Origin of the sequence: Stenotrophomonas maltophilia R551-3 (assembly GCF_000020665.1) — a bacterium.
GTDB lineage: Bacteria > Pseudomonadota > Gammaproteobacteria > Xanthomonadales > Xanthomonadaceae > Stenotrophomonas > Stenotrophomonas maltophilia_L.
Window position 1 is genome coordinate 731,173 of record NC_011071.1, and the last position, 16,720, is coordinate 747,892.

13 protein-coding genes and 1 riboswitch are annotated in these 16,720 nt (G+C 66.7%); of the genes, 4 read left to right on the top strand and 9 right to left on the bottom strand.

Going from position 1 to position 16,720, the window contains the following annotated elements; all coding sequences use genetic code 11:
- Nucleotides 1-6: 6 nt before the first annotated feature.
- From SMAL_RS03150 to SMAL_RS03165, 4 genes are read right to left on the bottom strand one after another with little or no spacing between them, the layout of a single operon-like run.
- Entirely contained in the window at nucleotides 7-1,497 is a 1,491-nt protein-coding gene (locus SMAL_RS03150) for an amidohydrolase family protein (protein ID WP_012510059.1), read from the bottom strand.
- Nucleotides 1,485-2,777, bottom strand: coding sequence for a sensor histidine kinase (locus SMAL_RS03155; RefSeq protein ID WP_012510060.1), 1,293 nt, complete (start codon nucleotides 2,775-2,777; stop codon nucleotides 1,485-1,487). The genes SMAL_RS03150 and SMAL_RS03155 overlap by 13 nt, the downstream gene beginning before the upstream one ends.
- On the bottom strand, nucleotides 2,774-3,463 hold the full coding sequence (locus tag SMAL_RS03160; RefSeq protein WP_012510061.1) for a response regulator transcription factor: 690 nt from the start codon (nucleotides 3,461-3,463) through the stop codon (nucleotides 2,774-2,776). The genes SMAL_RS03155 and SMAL_RS03160 overlap by 4 nt, the downstream gene beginning before the upstream one ends.
- 2 nt (nucleotides 3,464-3,465) lie before the next feature.
- Nucleotides 3,466-4,596, bottom strand: a complete 1,131-nt coding sequence (locus SMAL_RS03165; RefSeq protein WP_012510062.1) for a type 1 glutamine amidotransferase domain-containing protein — start codon at nucleotides 4,594-4,596, stop codon at nucleotides 3,466-3,468.
- A 105-nt stretch (nucleotides 4,597-4,701) separates the two neighbouring features.
- Between SMAL_RS03165 and SMAL_RS03170 the strand changes: the two genes are divergently transcribed.
- On the top strand, nucleotides 4,702-5,259 hold the full coding sequence (locus tag SMAL_RS03170) for a DUF3228 family protein (RefSeq protein WP_012510063.1): 558 nt from the start codon (nucleotides 4,702-4,704) through the stop codon (nucleotides 5,257-5,259).
- A 127-nt stretch (nucleotides 5,260-5,386) separates the two neighbouring features.
- Nucleotides 5,387-6,004: an energy transducer TonB gene (locus SMAL_RS03175; protein WP_232274008.1), complete on the top strand. Its 618-nt coding sequence runs from the start codon at nucleotides 5,387-5,389 to the stop codon at nucleotides 6,002-6,004.
- Nucleotides 6,005-6,074: 70 nt separating this feature from the next.
- On the opposite strand, the gene SMAL_RS03180 is transcribed toward SMAL_RS03175, so the two are convergent.
- From SMAL_RS03180 to ahcY, 3 genes are all read right to left on the bottom strand, one after another.
- Nucleotides 6,075-6,560 (bottom strand): hypothetical protein, encoded by a 486-nt coding sequence (locus SMAL_RS03180; protein ID WP_012510065.1) that lies wholly within the window; start codon nucleotides 6,558-6,560, stop codon nucleotides 6,075-6,077.
- A complete protein-coding gene (gene ybaK / locus SMAL_RS03185) occupies nucleotides 6,560-7,033 on the bottom strand; it encodes a Cys-tRNA(Pro) deacylase (RefSeq protein ID WP_012510066.1) in 474 nt (157 codons plus the stop codon). Before ybaK ends, SMAL_RS03180 begins: the two co-directional genes overlap by 1 nt.
- A gap of 249 nt (nucleotides 7,034-7,282) precedes the next feature.
- A complete protein-coding gene (ahcY, locus tag SMAL_RS03190) occupies nucleotides 7,283-8,728 on the bottom strand; it encodes an adenosylhomocysteinase (protein ID WP_012510067.1) in 1,446 nt (481 codons plus the stop codon).
- Nucleotides 8,729-8,764: 36 nt separating this feature from the next.
- Nucleotides 8,765-8,847: riboswitch (S-adenosyl-L-homocysteine riboswitch) on the bottom strand.
- A 120-nt stretch (nucleotides 8,848-8,967) separates the two neighbouring features.
- Here ahcY and SMAL_RS03195 point away from each other — a divergent pair.
- Both SMAL_RS03195 and ppc read left to right on the top strand, forming a co-directional pair.
- The gene (locus SMAL_RS03195) at nucleotides 8,968-11,490 is read left to right on the top strand and encodes a S9 family peptidase (RefSeq protein ID WP_004144050.1); all 2,523 of its coding nucleotides are present in this window, start codon (nucleotides 8,968-8,970) and stop codon (nucleotides 11,488-11,490) included.
- Nucleotides 11,491-11,662: 172 nt separating this feature from the next.
- On the top strand, nucleotides 11,663-14,374 hold the full coding sequence (ppc, locus tag SMAL_RS03200) for a phosphoenolpyruvate carboxylase (protein WP_012510068.1): 2,712 nt from the start codon (nucleotides 11,663-11,665) through the stop codon (nucleotides 14,372-14,374).
- 116 nt (nucleotides 14,375-14,490) lie between these two features.
- Here the strand turns inward: ppc and SMAL_RS03205 are convergent, their stop codons facing one another.
- Together SMAL_RS03205 and metK are read right to left on the bottom strand one after the other, a co-directional pair.
- Entirely contained in the window at nucleotides 14,491-14,997 is a 507-nt protein-coding gene (locus SMAL_RS03205; protein WP_012510069.1) for an acyl-CoA thioesterase, read from the bottom strand.
- A 183-nt stretch (nucleotides 14,998-15,180) separates the two neighbouring features.
- On the bottom strand, nucleotides 15,181-16,392 hold the full coding sequence (gene metK / locus SMAL_RS03210) for a methionine adenosyltransferase (RefSeq protein ID WP_012510070.1): 1,212 nt from the start codon (nucleotides 16,390-16,392) through the stop codon (nucleotides 15,181-15,183).
- Nucleotides 16,393-16,720: the final 328 nt, after the last annotated feature.

The following is a 16,720-nucleotide window of genomic DNA, read 5'->3' on the forward strand; positions in this document are numbered from 1 at the left end:
CTGCCGCTACAGCTCGGCGCTGACCGGGCTGGTGATGAAGCCCCATAGCAGGCGCGCCATCACCGCCGGTGAACGTGCCTGCGCGCGGGCGTAGGCGAGCAGTGCATCCAGCCGCGGGCGGTTGTAGAGGTGCCCGGCCAGAAGCACCGCGTGCACACGACGGGTATTGGTGGTGTCCTGCAGCGGGTTGCCATCGAGCAATACCAGGTCGGCGGCTTTGCCGACCTCGACACTGCCATGCGATGCCTGCAGCTCCAGATGACGCGCCGCGTGCAGCGTTGCCGCGCGCAGCACGTCGGCCTGGCTCAAGCCGGCCTGCCGCAGCCACCGCAGTTCATCGTGGTAGCGGAAGCCGCCCAGCCCGGTATCGGTGCCGACCAGCACACTGACGCCGGCACGGTGCGCGGCACCGGTCAGGACCAGTCCATGCGCGAAGTACACCTTCAACGCGTCTTCGCCGCGCAGGCCAGGATAGCGTTCGGTGGTGGCCATCAGATCATCGCGCCATGCCCAGCGCGAAAGTGGATCGAGATAGGCCAGGCGTGGATCGTTGATGAAGGCGGGGTCGCGCGCACGCGCATCCTCTTCGCGGGTGACATGGGTGGGTACGAACGCGGCGCCGCTGGCCTGCATCAAGCCGAACGCCTCATTGCACACGGAAGGCTGGTAGCCGCCGACCATGCGTTCGGCCAGTGCGGTCGGGTCTTCGCCATCCAGCGTACCGCCGCGCCACGCGGCGGCGTTGTCGAAGCAATGACGCACGAACAGATGGGCGTGTTCGAAGCTGCGTTGGCCTGCCTGCACCGCGTCTTCCAGAGGCACGGCCCTGGGCAGGTGGCCGACCAGCGGACGGCGTAGCTGCTGCGCCTCGGTGGCCAGCCGCTGGTAGGTATCCGCACGCAGCCGGTTGTAGACCTTCAACGCGTCGACGCCGCGCGCGCTGTACGTGCGCGCACGCTGTGCCGCGGTGTCCGGCGCCAACGCTGGATCTTCGAAATAGAAGCTGGCGATCTGCACGAAGCGCGGTGCGACCTGCTGGCCGGCAACGGCCTGTGAGGTCCAGCGGCGCTTGTCGGCCACGCAGGCGATCAGCGGATCGGTAGCCTGCGGGCAGTCCATCATGTCGCGGGTACCGGTGATGCCGTTGGCCAGCATCAGCGGGAACTGCAGCTGCGGCGACAGCTGCAGGGCGTGGGTATGCATGTCCCAGAAGCCGGGCAGCAGCCAGCGGCCGCCGGCATCGAGCACTGGCAATGTGGTGTCCCGTGGCGTTTCGCCAATGGCGGTGATCGTGCCGCTGCGCACTGTCACTGTCGTGGGTTCGCTGACCTGGCCGCGCGCGACGTCCACCACCCGCGCGTTGACGATCACGCGGCTGTTGCCCGGCTCGGGCAACGGCGGTGCACGCAGCGGCCAGAGCAGGGCGGCGGTGAACAGCAATGGCGGCGCCAGCAGGACGACAGCCAGCACCTTCAGTAAGCGTTTCATGGGCCGCATTGCTGACCTCGAAGCTGCGCATGAACACCACCGTCATTGGCCTGTATGTCCAGATGCAGGCCGTGGTGGTCGCAAAGCCGGCGCATGATCTCCAGCCCCAATCCGCTGCCGCTGCTGTCTGCGCGCTTCTGGAAGGGGCGGGGCGTGGGCCAGCTGCCCAGCGACGGTGTGGAGGAAGCGGTGTTGTAGACCTGCAGAACGCCTGTTTCGAACGTGATCGATACCGTGCCCTGCGGCGTGTGCGCGAAGGCGTTGCCGATCAGATTGGCCAGCACCACCTGCAGCGCAGCCTCTGGCGCGCGCAGTGCTGCGCCGCGGGGCACAGAGAGTTGCACGTCCACCGGCCGCGAGGCCAACAGCGGTGACTGCTCGACGATCACTCTCTCAAGTAGCGGAACGAGTCTGACCGGCCCGCAACATGCGTCTGCAGGTTCTTCGCGAGCCAGCGCCAGCAATGCGGTCATGGCTTGCTGCAGCTGCAGCGCCGACAGGCGGATGTGCTGCAGATGCTGTTGCCCGCGTGCGGACAGTCCAGCCTCACCGAGCAACTGGCCGGCCGCGCTGGAGATGACGCTCAACGGCGTACGCAGCTCGTGGCTGGCATCACGGGTGAAGGCATGCTCCCGTTCGATGAACGCGGCAACCCGCTCCGACAAGCCATCCAGCGCGCGCGCAAGTACCCCGATTTCGTCATCGCCGAAACGGTCTGCCAGGTGAGTGCGCTGTCCAGACGGTGGTTGCAGCGCTTCAACCTCATGGACCAGCGCATACAGGGGGCGTGTGGCGCGGCGCGCCAGCCAAAGCCCGAGCAGGATCGCGACCAGGATCATGCCCAGCGCCGTACCGCCCAGCAGCAGCACTACTCTATCGCGGACCGGACGGACCACCAGCTGTTCGCTGACTTCATACACCAGCCACGCGGGAGGCATGGACGGGGAGGCCTGCAATCGCTTGACGTGGTAGTGGCGGCCCTGCTCGCCGCCGAACTCCGAGCGCCAGGGCTCCTCCGCGAACACGGTCCGCAGGTCGGCGGGAAATGTGGCAGGTGAGTCATGCAGCTGGACCGCTGCATCGGCGGGCAGGCCCCAGTGCCCCGTGCGGGCATGGTAGGCACGCTGCGCCTGCGCTTCACGGTCCAGCTGGGCGTTGAAGATGCTGTCCTCCACCGCATACATGAAGACCAGCGAATACACTCCGAAGACCGAGGCAATCAGCAGCGCGAAGACGGTGAACGCCACCACCAGGCGCCGGCGCAGGCGATGGACCGGGCGTGGCCTCATGGTGATGCTTCCAGACGGAAACCGACACCATGTACGGTACGCAGCATCTCGCTGTCGAAGGGTCGATCCAGTACCTGCCGCAACAGGTACAGATGCGAGCGTAGCGGGTCCGACGGTGGCGCTTCATCGCCCCACAAGCGCTGTACCAGTTCACTGCGGGTCACGGTGCACGGCCACGCTTCGGCCAGTTCGAGCAGGATGCGCTGAGCCAGCTGTGGCATCTCCAGCGCAACGCCATCACGCCACGCCTGGCCAGTGCGGCGATCGATGCACAGTGGGCCGATCTGCAACCGATGGGGCTGGTTGAGGCGATGGCGGCGCGCCAGCGCGAGACAGCGCGCCAGCAGCTCGGCATCGTCGAACGGCTTGATGAGGTAGTCATCTGCGCCGGCGGCGAAGCCCTGCAGTTTGTCGACCAGCGCGTCGCGTGCGGTCAGCATCAGCACAGGCACGTGGCGGTCGCAGCCATCGCGCAGGCGACGGCACACAGTGGTCCCATCGATTCCCGGAAGGCCCAGGTCGAGCAGCACGACGTCCGGCGGATTGGCCAGGGCCATCCGCAGGCCGAGCTCGCCGTCGGCGGCGAAATCCACCTGGTGGCCCTGCGCCTGCAGCATGTCGACGATGGCCGAGGCCAAGGGCAGGTTGTCTTCGATCAACAGCAGGCGCAGGCGTTCGGCGTTCATGGTCAAGGCTGCATGCGGGCCAGAAGTGCCTTAGCTTCTTCCAGTGCAGGTTGTTTTTCCAGCACGGCCTGCAGTTGCGTGCGGGCGTGCGTGGCATCGCCCAGACGCCAGTGCGCTTCGGCCATCGCCACGTCGAGGCGCGGTTCGTCCATGTGTGGACGGGCCAACTGCATGATCGCCAACGCATCGGCGATCGCTGCCGGCGTCTGTGCAGCCTGCAGCTGGTAGAAGCCAAGGATGCCGATCAGTTCGACGTGGTAATCCACGGGGTGCCGAGCCAGCTGCTGGACGGCCTGCTCGTCGCGCAGCTTCAGGTGCCGCTCCACCAGCGCCATGCTGCGCTCGTCGCGCCAGGGTTCACGGGCCACCGGTACCTGTCCGCTGGCACGCACGAAGGCCTCGGCCAGCACGGGAGTGGAATAAGGATTCTGTCCGGTTACGAGGCGTCCATCCACCACCACCTTTGGCATCATCAGTGGCGCTTCCTGCCAACGGGCCCCGAGTTCACGCATGCGTGGCTCCAGCTGGAAGGCAAATTCCTTCGCCCAGCGCTTGCCGAACAGTGCCTCCTCCTCCTCGCTGAAACCGGTCATGGAGCGGCCTTCCACCAGTGCGCGACCATTGCCAAGGCGGATGCCTGCCAGCGCCGCCGGACCATGACAGACCGCTGCGACTACGCCGCCTTGTTCCCATATGGTGGCAATCGTGCGCTGCAGCGCGCTGTCAGCCGGCAGATCGAACATGGCGCCCTTGCCGCCGATCACCAGCACGCCGCGATAGTCGCCTGCCCGCAGTTGCGCCGTTGGCAGCGTAGCGGCCAGTGCGCGGACGGCCAGGGGATCAGCCAGAACCGCAGCGTTGAAGGGTTCCGCGGCGTTGTACTTGTCGGCTTCCACGGCGCCGCCGCGTGGGCTGGCCACATCGATTTCGAAGCCGTTGCGCCGAAGTATCAGCCAGGCCTGGGCGAACTCGTCCATCTCGAAGCCTGGTCGGATACGGCCCTGATCGCGACCTTCGCTGCTGACGACCAGCAGCACGCGCGGTGGCTGTGTGGGATCGGCGGTTGAGGCGACCACGGGTCCGTGGAGGATGGCCATCACGCAGGCCAGCAGCAGGGGAGGGAAGCGGTTCATGCTCGGGTTTCCTGGGAATGTGCAGGCACTGTGCCGTGCAGATGTGAAGCAGACTTCAAGTCGCTTGGCCGGTACCCTGAACACTTGTTCCTGCACTGTGCCGCCATGTCCATCGTCCTCACCGATTTCGCCCGCCCCCGCCTGTTTCCACGCGTTCCGCGCGGCAACACCATCCAGGATTGCAGCGCAGAGCAGTTCGAGGCACACCTCAACGCGCACGCCCCGCTGAAGGTGCTCGATGGCTATGCGCCGTTCTGCAAGCTGTTCGTCTACGAGAACTGGACCAGCACGCGCTGCCTGACGGTGCCGGTCAGCGATGCCAACCGCCACCAGCTGCGCAGCGGCTACGAGGCACGCAACCGCGAGGAGCTGCCGGTGCTGGTGCGCTGGTTCGAGGGCGTGGAGTCGCCGCGTGCGAGCTACCTGGTGGTGATCCTGTACAGCGCCGAGCAGCTGGCGAAGGAAGGTTCACCGATCGAGGCTGACTGGGGCATCGTCGGCTGCATCTATACCGCCGAACCGGAAGAGGTGCCGATGGCGCCGATCACGATGATGCGCAATGCGCTGGGTGTGGAAGAGGGCGGTTCCGGCGTGCCGCTGGATCGTGAGGCCTACCGGCGTTCCGTCGAGTTCTGGGAGAACAACGCCAACTGGCGTCCCTGACTCGGATCCCCGTATCGCGGGGGCGCTGACCGGGTCATTCGACCCCACGCGCACGCGCCATGCCCAGCTGATCTATGATCGGGCCAGACCAACGCACGGAGGGCGGAGCATGGCTAGCTGGGCAAGGATGATCCTGATGGTGCTGGCTGGCCTGCTGCCGGCCATCACAGCACCGGCGGCAGCGCCGGTTGCAGAGACGGCCTGTTCGCCTTTGGCGGCGGTTCCGGGGCTGCGCGACAGGGGCGTGACCGCGTTGTCGATGCGGCCCGAGGGCGGTCGTTGCGTGGTCGAGGTGACCGCAGCCGACGGCAAGGCGCTGCTTCGGCAGCAGCAGATGCTGAGTGTATTGGCGCAGCACGCCTGTGCAGCGCCTGCGGAGGTGACTGTGGACGGCGCGCAGATGTCCCTAACGTTGCGCCTGCCGAAGCATTGCGCGGCGCGCGGCGCTCGGGACCTGTTCGCGGGCGAGGGCATCCCGTGGATGCAGCCACGCGGCGTATCGCCGCGCTACCCACCAGAGGCCATGCAACAGGGACTTTCCGGACGCAGCCAGCTGAAGGCGCTGATCGATGCACAAGGAGCCGTTGCCGCGGTGATCGTGGAGACCTCCAGCGGCTACGCGCTGCTGGATGAAGCGGCGGTGGAAGAACTGCGCGGCTGGCGTTTCGTCCGCGCCGACGCGGAGAGCACGGTGCCGGAGTTGACCATCGTGCGCGTGCCGATGCGCTACGAATTGGTGGAGTGATGGCAATCCACGCACGGCGTGAATCTGCGCGCTGCCGCAGTAGCGCCACCCCATGCGTGGCTGCATCCCGTCAGGCGGCCATCCACTCCCACCAAGGGTAGTGATACTCGCGGTCGATGGCCTGCCAGTGCCGGCCACACTGTGCGCAGGCAACCGCGTGGCACTCGCCCCAGCCACCTTCGGCTTCGCCCACCGAAAGCAGCCGCATCTGCCCCTGTTCAAGCAGGCGACGGGGATCGAAGAACGGGTAGCCGGGATTGAGCGCACACAGGCAACCCTCGCGCGCACGCCAGTAGCGCAACCGTTTCAGTGCGGCTTTCAGGTGCGCCTGATTGCTGATCAGCATGCCGCCGAGCGCGATGCCCTGGCAGCGCTGTTCGATCAGGTCCGCGTGCGTGGCCAGTGCTTCCAGCGAGGACGGGCTGAACAGCCATGCGACCGTGCGAGCAGCATCGGTGATGCGCGCGCCGTCGCGCGACAACAGGTCCTGCAGCACTACATCGGCCTGTGCATCCTCAAGCCGGGGCAGTGGTGCGGCAGACCACGGCCAGCGCATCATCGCGCCTTGCCGATGGCAGCGAAGTGGCCGGCGGTCAGGCGCAGCAGGTCGGCCGGCGCCAGTTCCACTTCCAGGCCGCGGCGACCGGCGCTGACATGCAGGCTCGGCAGTACCTGCGCACTGGCATCCAGGAACGTGCGCAGGCGCTTCTTCTGCCCGAGCGGGCTGATGCCACCGACCAGGTAGCCGGTCGCGCGCTGTGCAGAATCAGCGGCGGCCATCTCGCACTTCTTGCAGCCGGCCGCTTCGGCCAGCGCCTTCAGGTCGAGCTGGCCGGCCACCGGCACGATCGCCACCAGCAGTTCGTGGGTTTCAGTGCTGGCCAGCAGGGTCTTGAACACCTGGGCCGGGTCGAGGCCGAGCTTCTCGACGGCTTCGCCCCCATACGATTCGGCGTGGGCGTCGTGCACGTAGCTGCGCACGGTGTGGGCGATCTTCTCGCGCTTGAGCAGGTTGATGGCCGGAGTCATGGGGGAATCGTAGCGTGGCGTGGAGGCGTTGCCTTGACCGAGGCTATTGCCGCCATCCGGTAGCGCCGGGCCATGCCCGGCGGCGTGGAGATCAAATCGCCGGCGCGCTCGCCGTGCATGGCCCGGCGCTACCGGCATATCCAACGCAGAACGGGCGCCCGAAGGCGCCCGTTCTTTCTGCTTCCGTTGCTGGGGTCGTTGCTGGGGTCAGAGCCCTTTCCTTTGGAAAGGGATCCGACCCCGGCACGATCAGTAGCGGTAATGGTCCGGCTTGAACGGGCCTTCCACCGGCACGCCGATGTAGTCGGCCTGTTCCTGGCTCAGGGTGGTCAGCTTCACGCCGATCTTTTCCAGGTGCAGACGCGCCACTTCCTCGTCCAGCTTCTTCGGCAGCAGGTACACCTTGTTCTCGTAGCTGTCCTTGTTGGCCCACAGGTCGATCTGGGCCAGGGTCTGGTTGGCGAACGAGTTGGACATCACGAAGCTCGGGTGGCCGGTGGCGCAGCCCAGGTTGACCAGGCGGCCTTCGGCCAGCAGGAAGATCGCATTGCCGTTCGGGAAGATGTACTTGTCCACCTGCGGCTTGATGTTGACGTGCTGCACGCCCTTGAAGCCCACCAGCGCATCGACCTGGATCTCGTTGTCGAAGTGGCCGATGTTGCAGACGATGGCCTGGTCCTTCATCGCGCTCAGGTGCTCGATGCGGATGATGTCCTTGTTGCCGGTGGTGGTGACGTACAGGTCGGCACGGCCCAGGGTCGATTCGATGGTGTTGACTTCATAGCCTTCCATCGCCGCCTGCAGGGCGCAGATCGGGTCGATCTCGGTGACGATCACGCGCGCGCCGTAGGCACGCAGCGACGCGGCGCAGCCCTTGCCGACGTCACCGTAGCCGCAGACCACGGCCACCTTGCCGGCCAGCATCACGTCCATCGCGCGCTTCAGGCCGTCGGCCAGCGACTCGCGGCAGCCGTACAGGTTGTCGAACTTGCTCTTGGTGACCGAGTCGTTGACGTTGATCGCCGGGATCAGCAGGATGCCGGCCTGGGCCAGCTGGTACAGGCGGTGCACGCCGGTGGTGGTCTCTTCGGAGACGCCCTTCCAGTCCTTGACCACGCGGCCCCAGTAACCCGGGCGCTCGGTGGCGACGCGCTTGAGCAGGTTCTTGATGACCTGCTCTTCGTGCGATGCAGCCGGCTCGTTGACCCAGGTGCTGCCGTTTTCCAGTTCGTAGCCCTTGTGGATCAGCAGTGTGACGTCACCGCCGTCATCGACCACCAGCTCCGGACCGGTCAGGGTGCCGTCGGCCAAGGTGAAGGTCAGCGCGTCCAGGGTGCAGTCCCAGTACTCTTCCAGCGACTCGCCCTTCCAGGCGAACACCGGGGTGCCGGTAGCAGCGATGGCGGCAGCAGCGTGGTCCTGGGTGGAGAAGATGTTGCACGAGGCCCAGCGCACGTCGGCGCCGATGTCCTTCAGGGTCTCGATCAGCACCGCGGTCTGGATGGTCATGTGCAGCGAACCGGTCACGCGCACGCCCTTCAGCGGCAGGCTGGCGGCGTGCTTGCGGCGGATCGACATCAGGCCCGGCATCTCGTGCTCGGCGATGTCCAGTTCCTTGCGGCCCCAGTCGGCCAGGGTGATGTCGCGGATCTTGTAATCGCCTTCGGTGGAGAAGGTCTTGGCAACAGCATTCATGCAATAGCTCCGGTTGTGGACGAGCGGATGCTCGCTTCTGGCCGGGCGCCGTTGTTGCAGTACCACCTGGCCGAGCCTGGCCGGCCTCAAGGGATCCGGTCGCAGCGCCCCTCGGCAGGGGAGGACGGCCATTATATCGCGCCTCCGGTGTGACACGCCGATGACCCAACCATCGGCAGGTGGGCCGGCAGGCATGGCCTGTTAAGGTCGTTGTTTTCACGCATCACACAGGTGGAACGATGAGCATGCACCCGCGCCGCAACCGGCGCTTGACCGGCCTGGTCCTGTCGATGGCACTGCTGGCGGTGGCTCCGCTGGCGCTGGCCGCTGCGCCGAAGGCCGCTCAGGGCCAGACGCAGGCCCAGGGCGCCACCGGCTACGAGCTGCCCTCGGCGGCGCTGCAGGCGGTGGTGGACGCGCCGCGCGCGCCCTCGCTGTACCTGTCGCCACGCCGCGATGTCGCCGCGATGATGCAGATGCCGTCGCTGCCGTCGATCCAGGTAGTGGCGCAGCCGGAACTGAAGCTGGCCGGCCTGCGCATCAACCCGCGCACCTTCTCCGACAGCCGCTTCAGCTTCGGCGAGAAGCTGTGGCTGATGAACGTGGCCGACGGCAAGGAACGGCAAATCAGCGGCCTGCCGGCCAAGCTGTCGATCGCCAGCGTGATGTGGTCGCCGGACCAGAAGTGGCTGGCCTTCAACCAGGTCGACGCCGCCAGCGGCGCCAATGAGCTGTGGCTGGTGGACGTGGCCGGCGGCAGCGCCCGTCGTCTGGTCGCCGGCCTGAACACGGTGATCGGCAGTGGCTACCAGTGGCTGCCGGACAGCCGCGGCCTGGTGGTGTTCACGCGTCCGGCCAACCTTGGTGCGGCCCCGGCCGCCGATGGCATCCCGACCGGTCCGGCCGTGCAGCAGACCAGCCAGGGTGGCGGCGTGGTGTCGATCCGCACCTACCAGGATCTGCTGAAGAACGAGGCCGACGCGCGCCAGTTCGATTACTACGCGACCACCCAGCCGATGGAAGTCAGCCTGGATGGCAGTACCCGCGCGATTGGCACGGCCGGCATCTTCATGGGCTTCGCGGTGTCGCCGGATGGCCGCTTCGTGCTGCGCCAGCCGGTGCAGCGCCCGTACTCGTACGTGGTGCCGGTAAGCAGCTTCCCGCGCCGCATTGAAGTGATCGACCGTGCCAGCGGCAAGCTGGTGCACACCGTGGCTGTGCGTCCGCTGGTGGAAGGCCTGCCGACCGGCAACGATGCCGAAGTGACCGGCGTACGCGATATCAGCTGGCGAGGTGATGCCGATGCCACCCTGGTCTGGGCCGAGGCGCAGGACGGTGGTGACCCGAACAGGGACGCCAAGGTGCGTGACGCGGTGCTGATGCAGGCCGCGCCGTTCGACACGCCGCCGGTCACGTTGGCCCAGCTCGGCAGCCGCCTGGCCGGCATCAGCTGGGGCCGTGGCGACCTGGCCCTGCTGACCGAATCGTGGTGGAAGACGCGCAAGACCAAGACCTGGCTGATCGCCCCGGACAATGCCAGCGCCGAGCCGCGCCTGTTGTGGGATCGTGACGCGCAGGACCGTTATTCCGATCCGGGCCGGCCGCTGTTGTCCAGCGACGACCGCGGCCGCTCGCTGCTGCAGACCAGCGCCGATGGCAGCAGCCTGTATCTGGCCGGTGCCGGTGCATCGCCGGAAGGCGATCGTCCGTTCGTGGACCGCTTCGATGTCGCTACGGGCAAGGCCACCCGCCTGTTCCACTCGCAGGCGCCGAGCTACGCGCTGCCGGTGGCGCTGCTGGACAACCAGGCCAGCTCGCTGCTGCTGAGCCGCGAGAGCCCGGACGAGCCGGCCAACTTCTACGTGCAGTCGCTGTCTGACGCTGGTGCTGCGCCGCGTGCGTTGACCCACTTTGCGCATCCTCTGCCGCAGCTGAAGGGCGTGCAGAAGGAGCAGATCCGCTACAAGCGCAAGGACGGTGTGGATCTGACCGCGACCCTGCTGCTGCCGCCGGGCTACGACCCCAAGCGCGACGGTCCGCGCCCGCTGCTGATGTGGGCCTACCCGGGTGAGTTCAAGAGCGCGGCCGCGGCCAGCCAGGTCACCGATTCGCCGTACCGCTTCAATGCGGTCAGCTACTGGGGCCCGCAGGCGTTCCTGGCCAAGGGTTATGTGGTGCTGGCCAGCCCGTCGATGCCGATCATCGGCGAGGGCGACAAGGAGCCGAACGACACCTACATCGAACAGTTGGTGGCCAACGCGCAGGCAGCGGTGGATGAAGTCGTGCGTCGTGGCGTGACCGATCGCGATCACATCGCCATCGGTGGCCATTCCTATGGTGCGTTCATGACTGCCAACCTGTTGGCGCACACGCGCCTGTTCAAGGCCGGCATCGCCCGCAGCGGCGCCTACAACCGCACGCTCACCCCGTTCGGCTTCCAGGCCGAAGAGCGCAACTACTGGCAGGCGCAGGACGTCTACCAGAAGATGGCGCCGTTCAATTACGCCGACAAGATCAAGGATCCGATCCTCTTCATCCACGGTGTGGACGACAACAACTCCGGTACGTTCCCGATCCAGAGCGAGCGCATGTTCGCTGCGGTGAAGGGCCTGGGTGGCACCGCGCGCCTGGTGATGCTGCCGAACGAATCGCATGCCTACCGCGCACGCGAGTCGATCATGACCATGCTGGCCGAGAGCGAGCGTTGGCTGGAGCAGACCATCGGCCCGGCCGATCAGGGCAAGGCGAAGAAGAAGCGCTGACGTGACCCGGTAGTGCCGGTCGCTGGCCGGCAACCTCATGGACTCACGCGGCCTGAGGTTGCCGGCCAGCGGCCGGCACTACCAGATGAAACCATTTTTGCATCGCAGCACGATGCCCGTTCTGGTTTAGGCTTGGGGTCTGGATCCGTTGACCGAGGCCTGTGCGTCGCCGATGAACGAGTACCGCAGCAGCATCGAATTCGCTTCTCCCGATCTTCCGCTTCGCGATGATGTGCGCCGCCTTGGCGCGCTGGTCGGCGACCTGCTGGTTGAACAGGTATCCGCCGCGTTCCTCGACGATGTCGAGGACGTGCGCACCCGCGCCATCGCCCGCCGCGAGAACCAGGCGCCGCTGTCCGAGCTGGCCGATGGCCTGGCCGGGCGCGCGCCGCAACAGGCCGAGACCATGGTGCGGGCCTTCAGCACCTACTTCCAGGTGGTCAACATCGCCGAGCGCGTGCATCGCATCCGCCGTCGCCGTGACTACCAGCGCGCCGGTACCGCAGGTGCGCAGCCCGATGGCCTGCAGGATGCCCTGCAGCATCTGAAGGCGCAGGGCGTGGGCCTGGACGAGCTGGCGCAGTGGTTGCCACGCATCGACATCGAACCGGTGTTCACCGCACACCCGACCGAAGCGGTACGCCGCGCGCTGCTTGAAAAAGAGCAGCTGATGGTGGCCAGCCTGGTCGACAACCTCGACGGCCAGCGCACGCCGGGCGAAGCCGCTGCCGATGCTGCGCGCTTCCGCATGGCGCTGACTGCCTCATGGCAGACCACCGATTCCTCGCCGGTGCGGCCCACCGTCGATGACGAACGCGAGCACGTCGGCTTCTATCTGGTGCAGGTGCTCTACCGGGTGATTCCGGTGCTGTACGAATCGCTGCAGCAGGCGTTGCGCGATACCTATGGCGAAGAACTGCCATTGCCGCGACTGCTGCGCTTCGGCACCTGGGTGGGCGGCGACATGGATGGCAATCCGAACGTGGATGCCACCACCATCCGCAACACGCTGGATGCGCAGCGGCAGGCGGTACTGGGGCGTTACCAGAAGGAACTGTTGCAGCTGGCCAGCCTGCTCAGCCAGTCCACCGAGCGGGTGGGCGTGAGCAATGCGCTGCAGGCGCGCGTAGCGCATTACCAGCAGTTGCTGCCGCAGGTGCAGTCGCGCCCGCGCCATGCCGACATGCCGTACCGGTTGCTCAACGACCGCATGCGCGCGCGCCTGCAGGCCACGCTGGATGATGGTGCAGGCGCTTACGCTGGTCCGGACGAACTGATCGACGACCTGCAGCTGATCCTCGACAGCCTGCGCGCCAATCGTGGCGAACATGCTGGCGGTTTCGCGGTGCAGCGCCTGCTGTGGCGGGTGAAAACGTTCGGCTTCCATCTTGCGCGGTTGGACGTGCGCCAGGAATCGAGCGTGCACGCGCGCGCGTTGGCCGCGGTGCTGGGTGGCGACGCTGCGTGGGAGGGCCTGGATGTGTTGGGTCGCGCGCGCCTGCTGGCGCCGCATGCCGGTGGCGAGGTGCCTTTGCCGAAGGGCGAGGACGAAGGCAACCAGCGTTTGGATGCGGTGTTCGCGGCGTTGGCCGATGCACGTGCGCGCCATGGTGGTGATGCACTGGGCAGCTACATCATCTCGATGGCACACGACCGCAGCGACGTGCTGGCGGTGCTGGCACTGGCGCGCCGTGGTGGTCTGGTGGATGACAACGACGCGGTACCGCTGGATATCGCGCCCTTGTTCGAGACGGTCGATGACCTCAAGCGTGGCACCGCGACCCTGCGCGACCTGCTGGCCGACCCGGTGTACCGTGCGCATCTGCGTGCACGCGACGACGTGCAGATGGTGATGCTCGGTTATTCGGACAGCAGCAAGGACGGCGGCATCGCTGCATCGCGCTGGGGCCTGCAGCGTGCGCAGGTGGAACTGCTGGAGGTGGCCGCCGAGGCTGGCATCCGCCTGACCTTCTTCCATGGCCGTGGCGGTTCGATCAGCCGTGGTGGCGGCAAGACTACGCACGCGGTGGATGCTTCGCCGCGCGGCAGCATCGATGGCCGCTTGCGGGTGACCGAGCAGGGCGAGGTGATCCACCGCAAGTACGGCATCCGTGCATTGGCCCTGCGCTCGCTGGAACAGGCCACGGGTGCCGTGCTGCGCGCCAGCCTGCGCCCGCGTGCAGTGGAGCCGCGCGAGGATGACTGGCGACCGGTGATGGATGTGGTTGCTGGCTCCAGCAGCGAGGTGTACCGCGCCTTCGTCGGCCAGTCTGGTTTCATGGACTACTTCCGCACGGCGACCCCGATCGATGTGATCGAGCGGATGACGCTGGGGTCGCGGCCGTCGCGCCGGCTCGGCCAAGACGCGGCGTTGGGCAATCTGCGCGCGATTCCGTGGGTGTTCGCCTGGAGCCAGGCGCGTGCCGTCATTCCCGGCTGGTACGGCGTGGGCAGCGGCCTGCAGGCGGCGGTGGATGCTGGCCACGAACAGACGCTACGCGAGATGGCGCGTGACTGGCCGTTCTTCCGTACCTTCCTGGATGACATCGCGATGGTGCTGTCCAAGGGCGATATCACCATTGCCGAGCAGTTCTCGAAACTGTCCGGCGAGCTGCACGGGCGCTTCTTCCCGCAGGTGCAACGTGAGCTTGAACTCACCCGGCATTGGTTGCTGGCGCTGATGGGCCAGCGGACGCTGCTCGACCACGATGCGCGGCTGTCGCTTTCGATCCGCCTGCGCAATCCCTACGTTGATCCGATCAGCGTGCTGCAGGTGGACCTGCTGCAGCGCTGGCGGGCCAGCGGGGGCGAGGATGACGACCTGCTGCGCGCGCTGGTGGCCTGCGTGAACGGTGTTTCGCAGGGTGTTCAGAACACCGGTTGATCTGCATCCGCCGGGCATGGCCCGGCGAATTCGAAATGGTAGTGCCGGCCGCTGGCCGGCAACCTCATGATGTCTGGCAGCACGCGCGAGGTTGCCGGCCAGCGGCCGGCACTACCTCACTCTTCAGGCGACGGCGGGTTCGACGCCAGCAGTTCCAGATGGCGCTGCTCCATTTCCTGGCGCAGCTGGCGGCGGATCAACGCGGCGGCCTGCCGGCGCTTCTCATCGGACGTAGTCGGCTGCAGCGGCGGTACCGGTGTCGGCCGGCCTTCCTCATCCACCGCCACCATGGTGAAGAAACAGCTGTTGGCATGGCGCACGCTGCGCTTGAGGATGTCCTCGGCCACCACCTTGACGCCGATCTCCATCGACGAGGTGCCGGTGTGGTTCACCGAGGCCAGGAAGGTGACCAGTTCGCCCACCGCGATCGGCTGGCGGAACATCACCTGGTCCACCGACAGGGTGACCACGTAGCGGCCGGCGTAGCGGCTGGCGCAGGCGTAGGCGACCTGGTCGAGCAGGCGCAGGATGGCGCCGCCGTGGACCTTGCCGGAGAAATTGGCCATCTCCGGCGACATCAGCACGGTCATGGACAGCTGGTGGGTTTTCAGTTCGGTCGACATGGCCAGATTGTATCGGCAACCGGGTAGTGCCGGCCGCTGGCCGGCAACCACGCGATTGTTTCCGAAGGCCATGAAAAAGCCGGCCAGCGGCCGGCTCTACCAGAAAAGAGAAGGGCCGCTTGCGCGGCCCTTCTTCAGGGACAGCCGACTAACAGTCGGCTCTACAGCGGCCCTTCGTGTTTCTTACTTCAGCTTCGCATCGGCGCGCAGGGCGGCGGCGCGGTCGGTCTTCTCCCAGGAGAAGGCCGTGGCGTTGACGGTCTCGCCTTCGCCGTTGAGGTAGCTGAACTCCTTCGGCTTGCGGCCGAAGTGGCCGTAGGCCGCGGTCTGCTGGTACATCGGGTGCACCAGGTCCAGCATCTTGATGATGCCGTACGGGCGCAGATCGAAGTGCTTGCGGATCAGCTTCTCGATCTTGTCGTCGCTGATCTTGCCGGTGCCGAAGGTGGTGACCGAGATCGAGGTCGGCTCAGCCACGCCGATGGCGTAGGAGACCTGCACTTCGCAACGGTCGGCCAGGCCGGCGGCAACCACGTTCTTGGCCACGTAGCGGGCCGCGTAGGCCGCCGAACGGTCGACCTTGGACGGGTCCTTGCCGGAGAACGCGCCACCACCGTGACGGGCCCAGCCGCCGTAGGTGTCGACGATGATCTTGCGGCCGGTCAGGCCGCAGTCGCCCACCGGGCCGCCGATCTCGAACTTGCCGGTCGGGTTGATGTGGAACTTGGTGCCCTTGTGCAGCCACTTGGCCGGCAGCACCGGCTTGATGATCTCTTCGCGGACAGCCTCGATGAGGTCCTTCTGCTTGATGCCCGGGGCGTGCTGGGTCGACAGGACCACCGCGTCGATGGCCGAGACCACGCCGTTTTCATAGCGCAGGGTGACCTGGCTCTTGGCGTCCGGGCGCAGCCACGACAGCGGCGAGTTCTTCTTCTTGCGGATCTTGGCCTGCTGCTCGACCAGGCGGTGCGACAGGTGGATCGCGGCCGGCATGTAGCTGTCGGTCTCGTTGGTGGCATAGCCGAACATCAGGCCCTGGTCGCCAGCGCCCATTTCTTCCGGCTTCTTGCGATCCACGCCCTGGGCGATGTGCGGGGACTGCTTGCCGATCAGGTTCAGCACGCCGCAGGTGGCGCCGTCGAAGCCGACGTCGGAGCTGTCATAGCCGATGTCCACGATGACCTTGCGGGTCAGCGCTTCCAGGTCGATCCAGGCGCTGGTGGTGATTTCACCGGCCACGATGGCAACGCCGGTCTTGACCATGGTCTCGCAGGCCACGCGGGCGCGCTGGTCCTGGGTCAGGATCGCGTCCAGCACCGCATCGGAGATCTGGTCGGCAACCTTGTCCGGATGGCCTTCGGAGACCGACTCGGAGGTGAAGAGGTAGCTGGACATCAGGCTTAATATCCTTTGATTCGGATGGAAAGATGGGCGCGAATGATACACGGGGTGCGCCGCCTGTGCATTGTGAACCTGTACCGGTTGCCGGTGGTTAAGCCCATGTAGGCCCGCCGGGCCCGCTGCAGCGGGATTGAGGCCCAGCCTCGACGCCCAGTGTTCCACCAGCGTGACAACGGCGCGGGTCCTGCCTGGCCCCGGCCGCGCAGTCCGCGACCCCGCCCCGGGGCATCCGGCCGTCATCGTTCTGCCCCGAAACCGCCATCTGGTTGCCGCCTGCCGGGCGCAGGCTGTCGGCCAATCCGGCCGCCGGGCACGAGCGAAC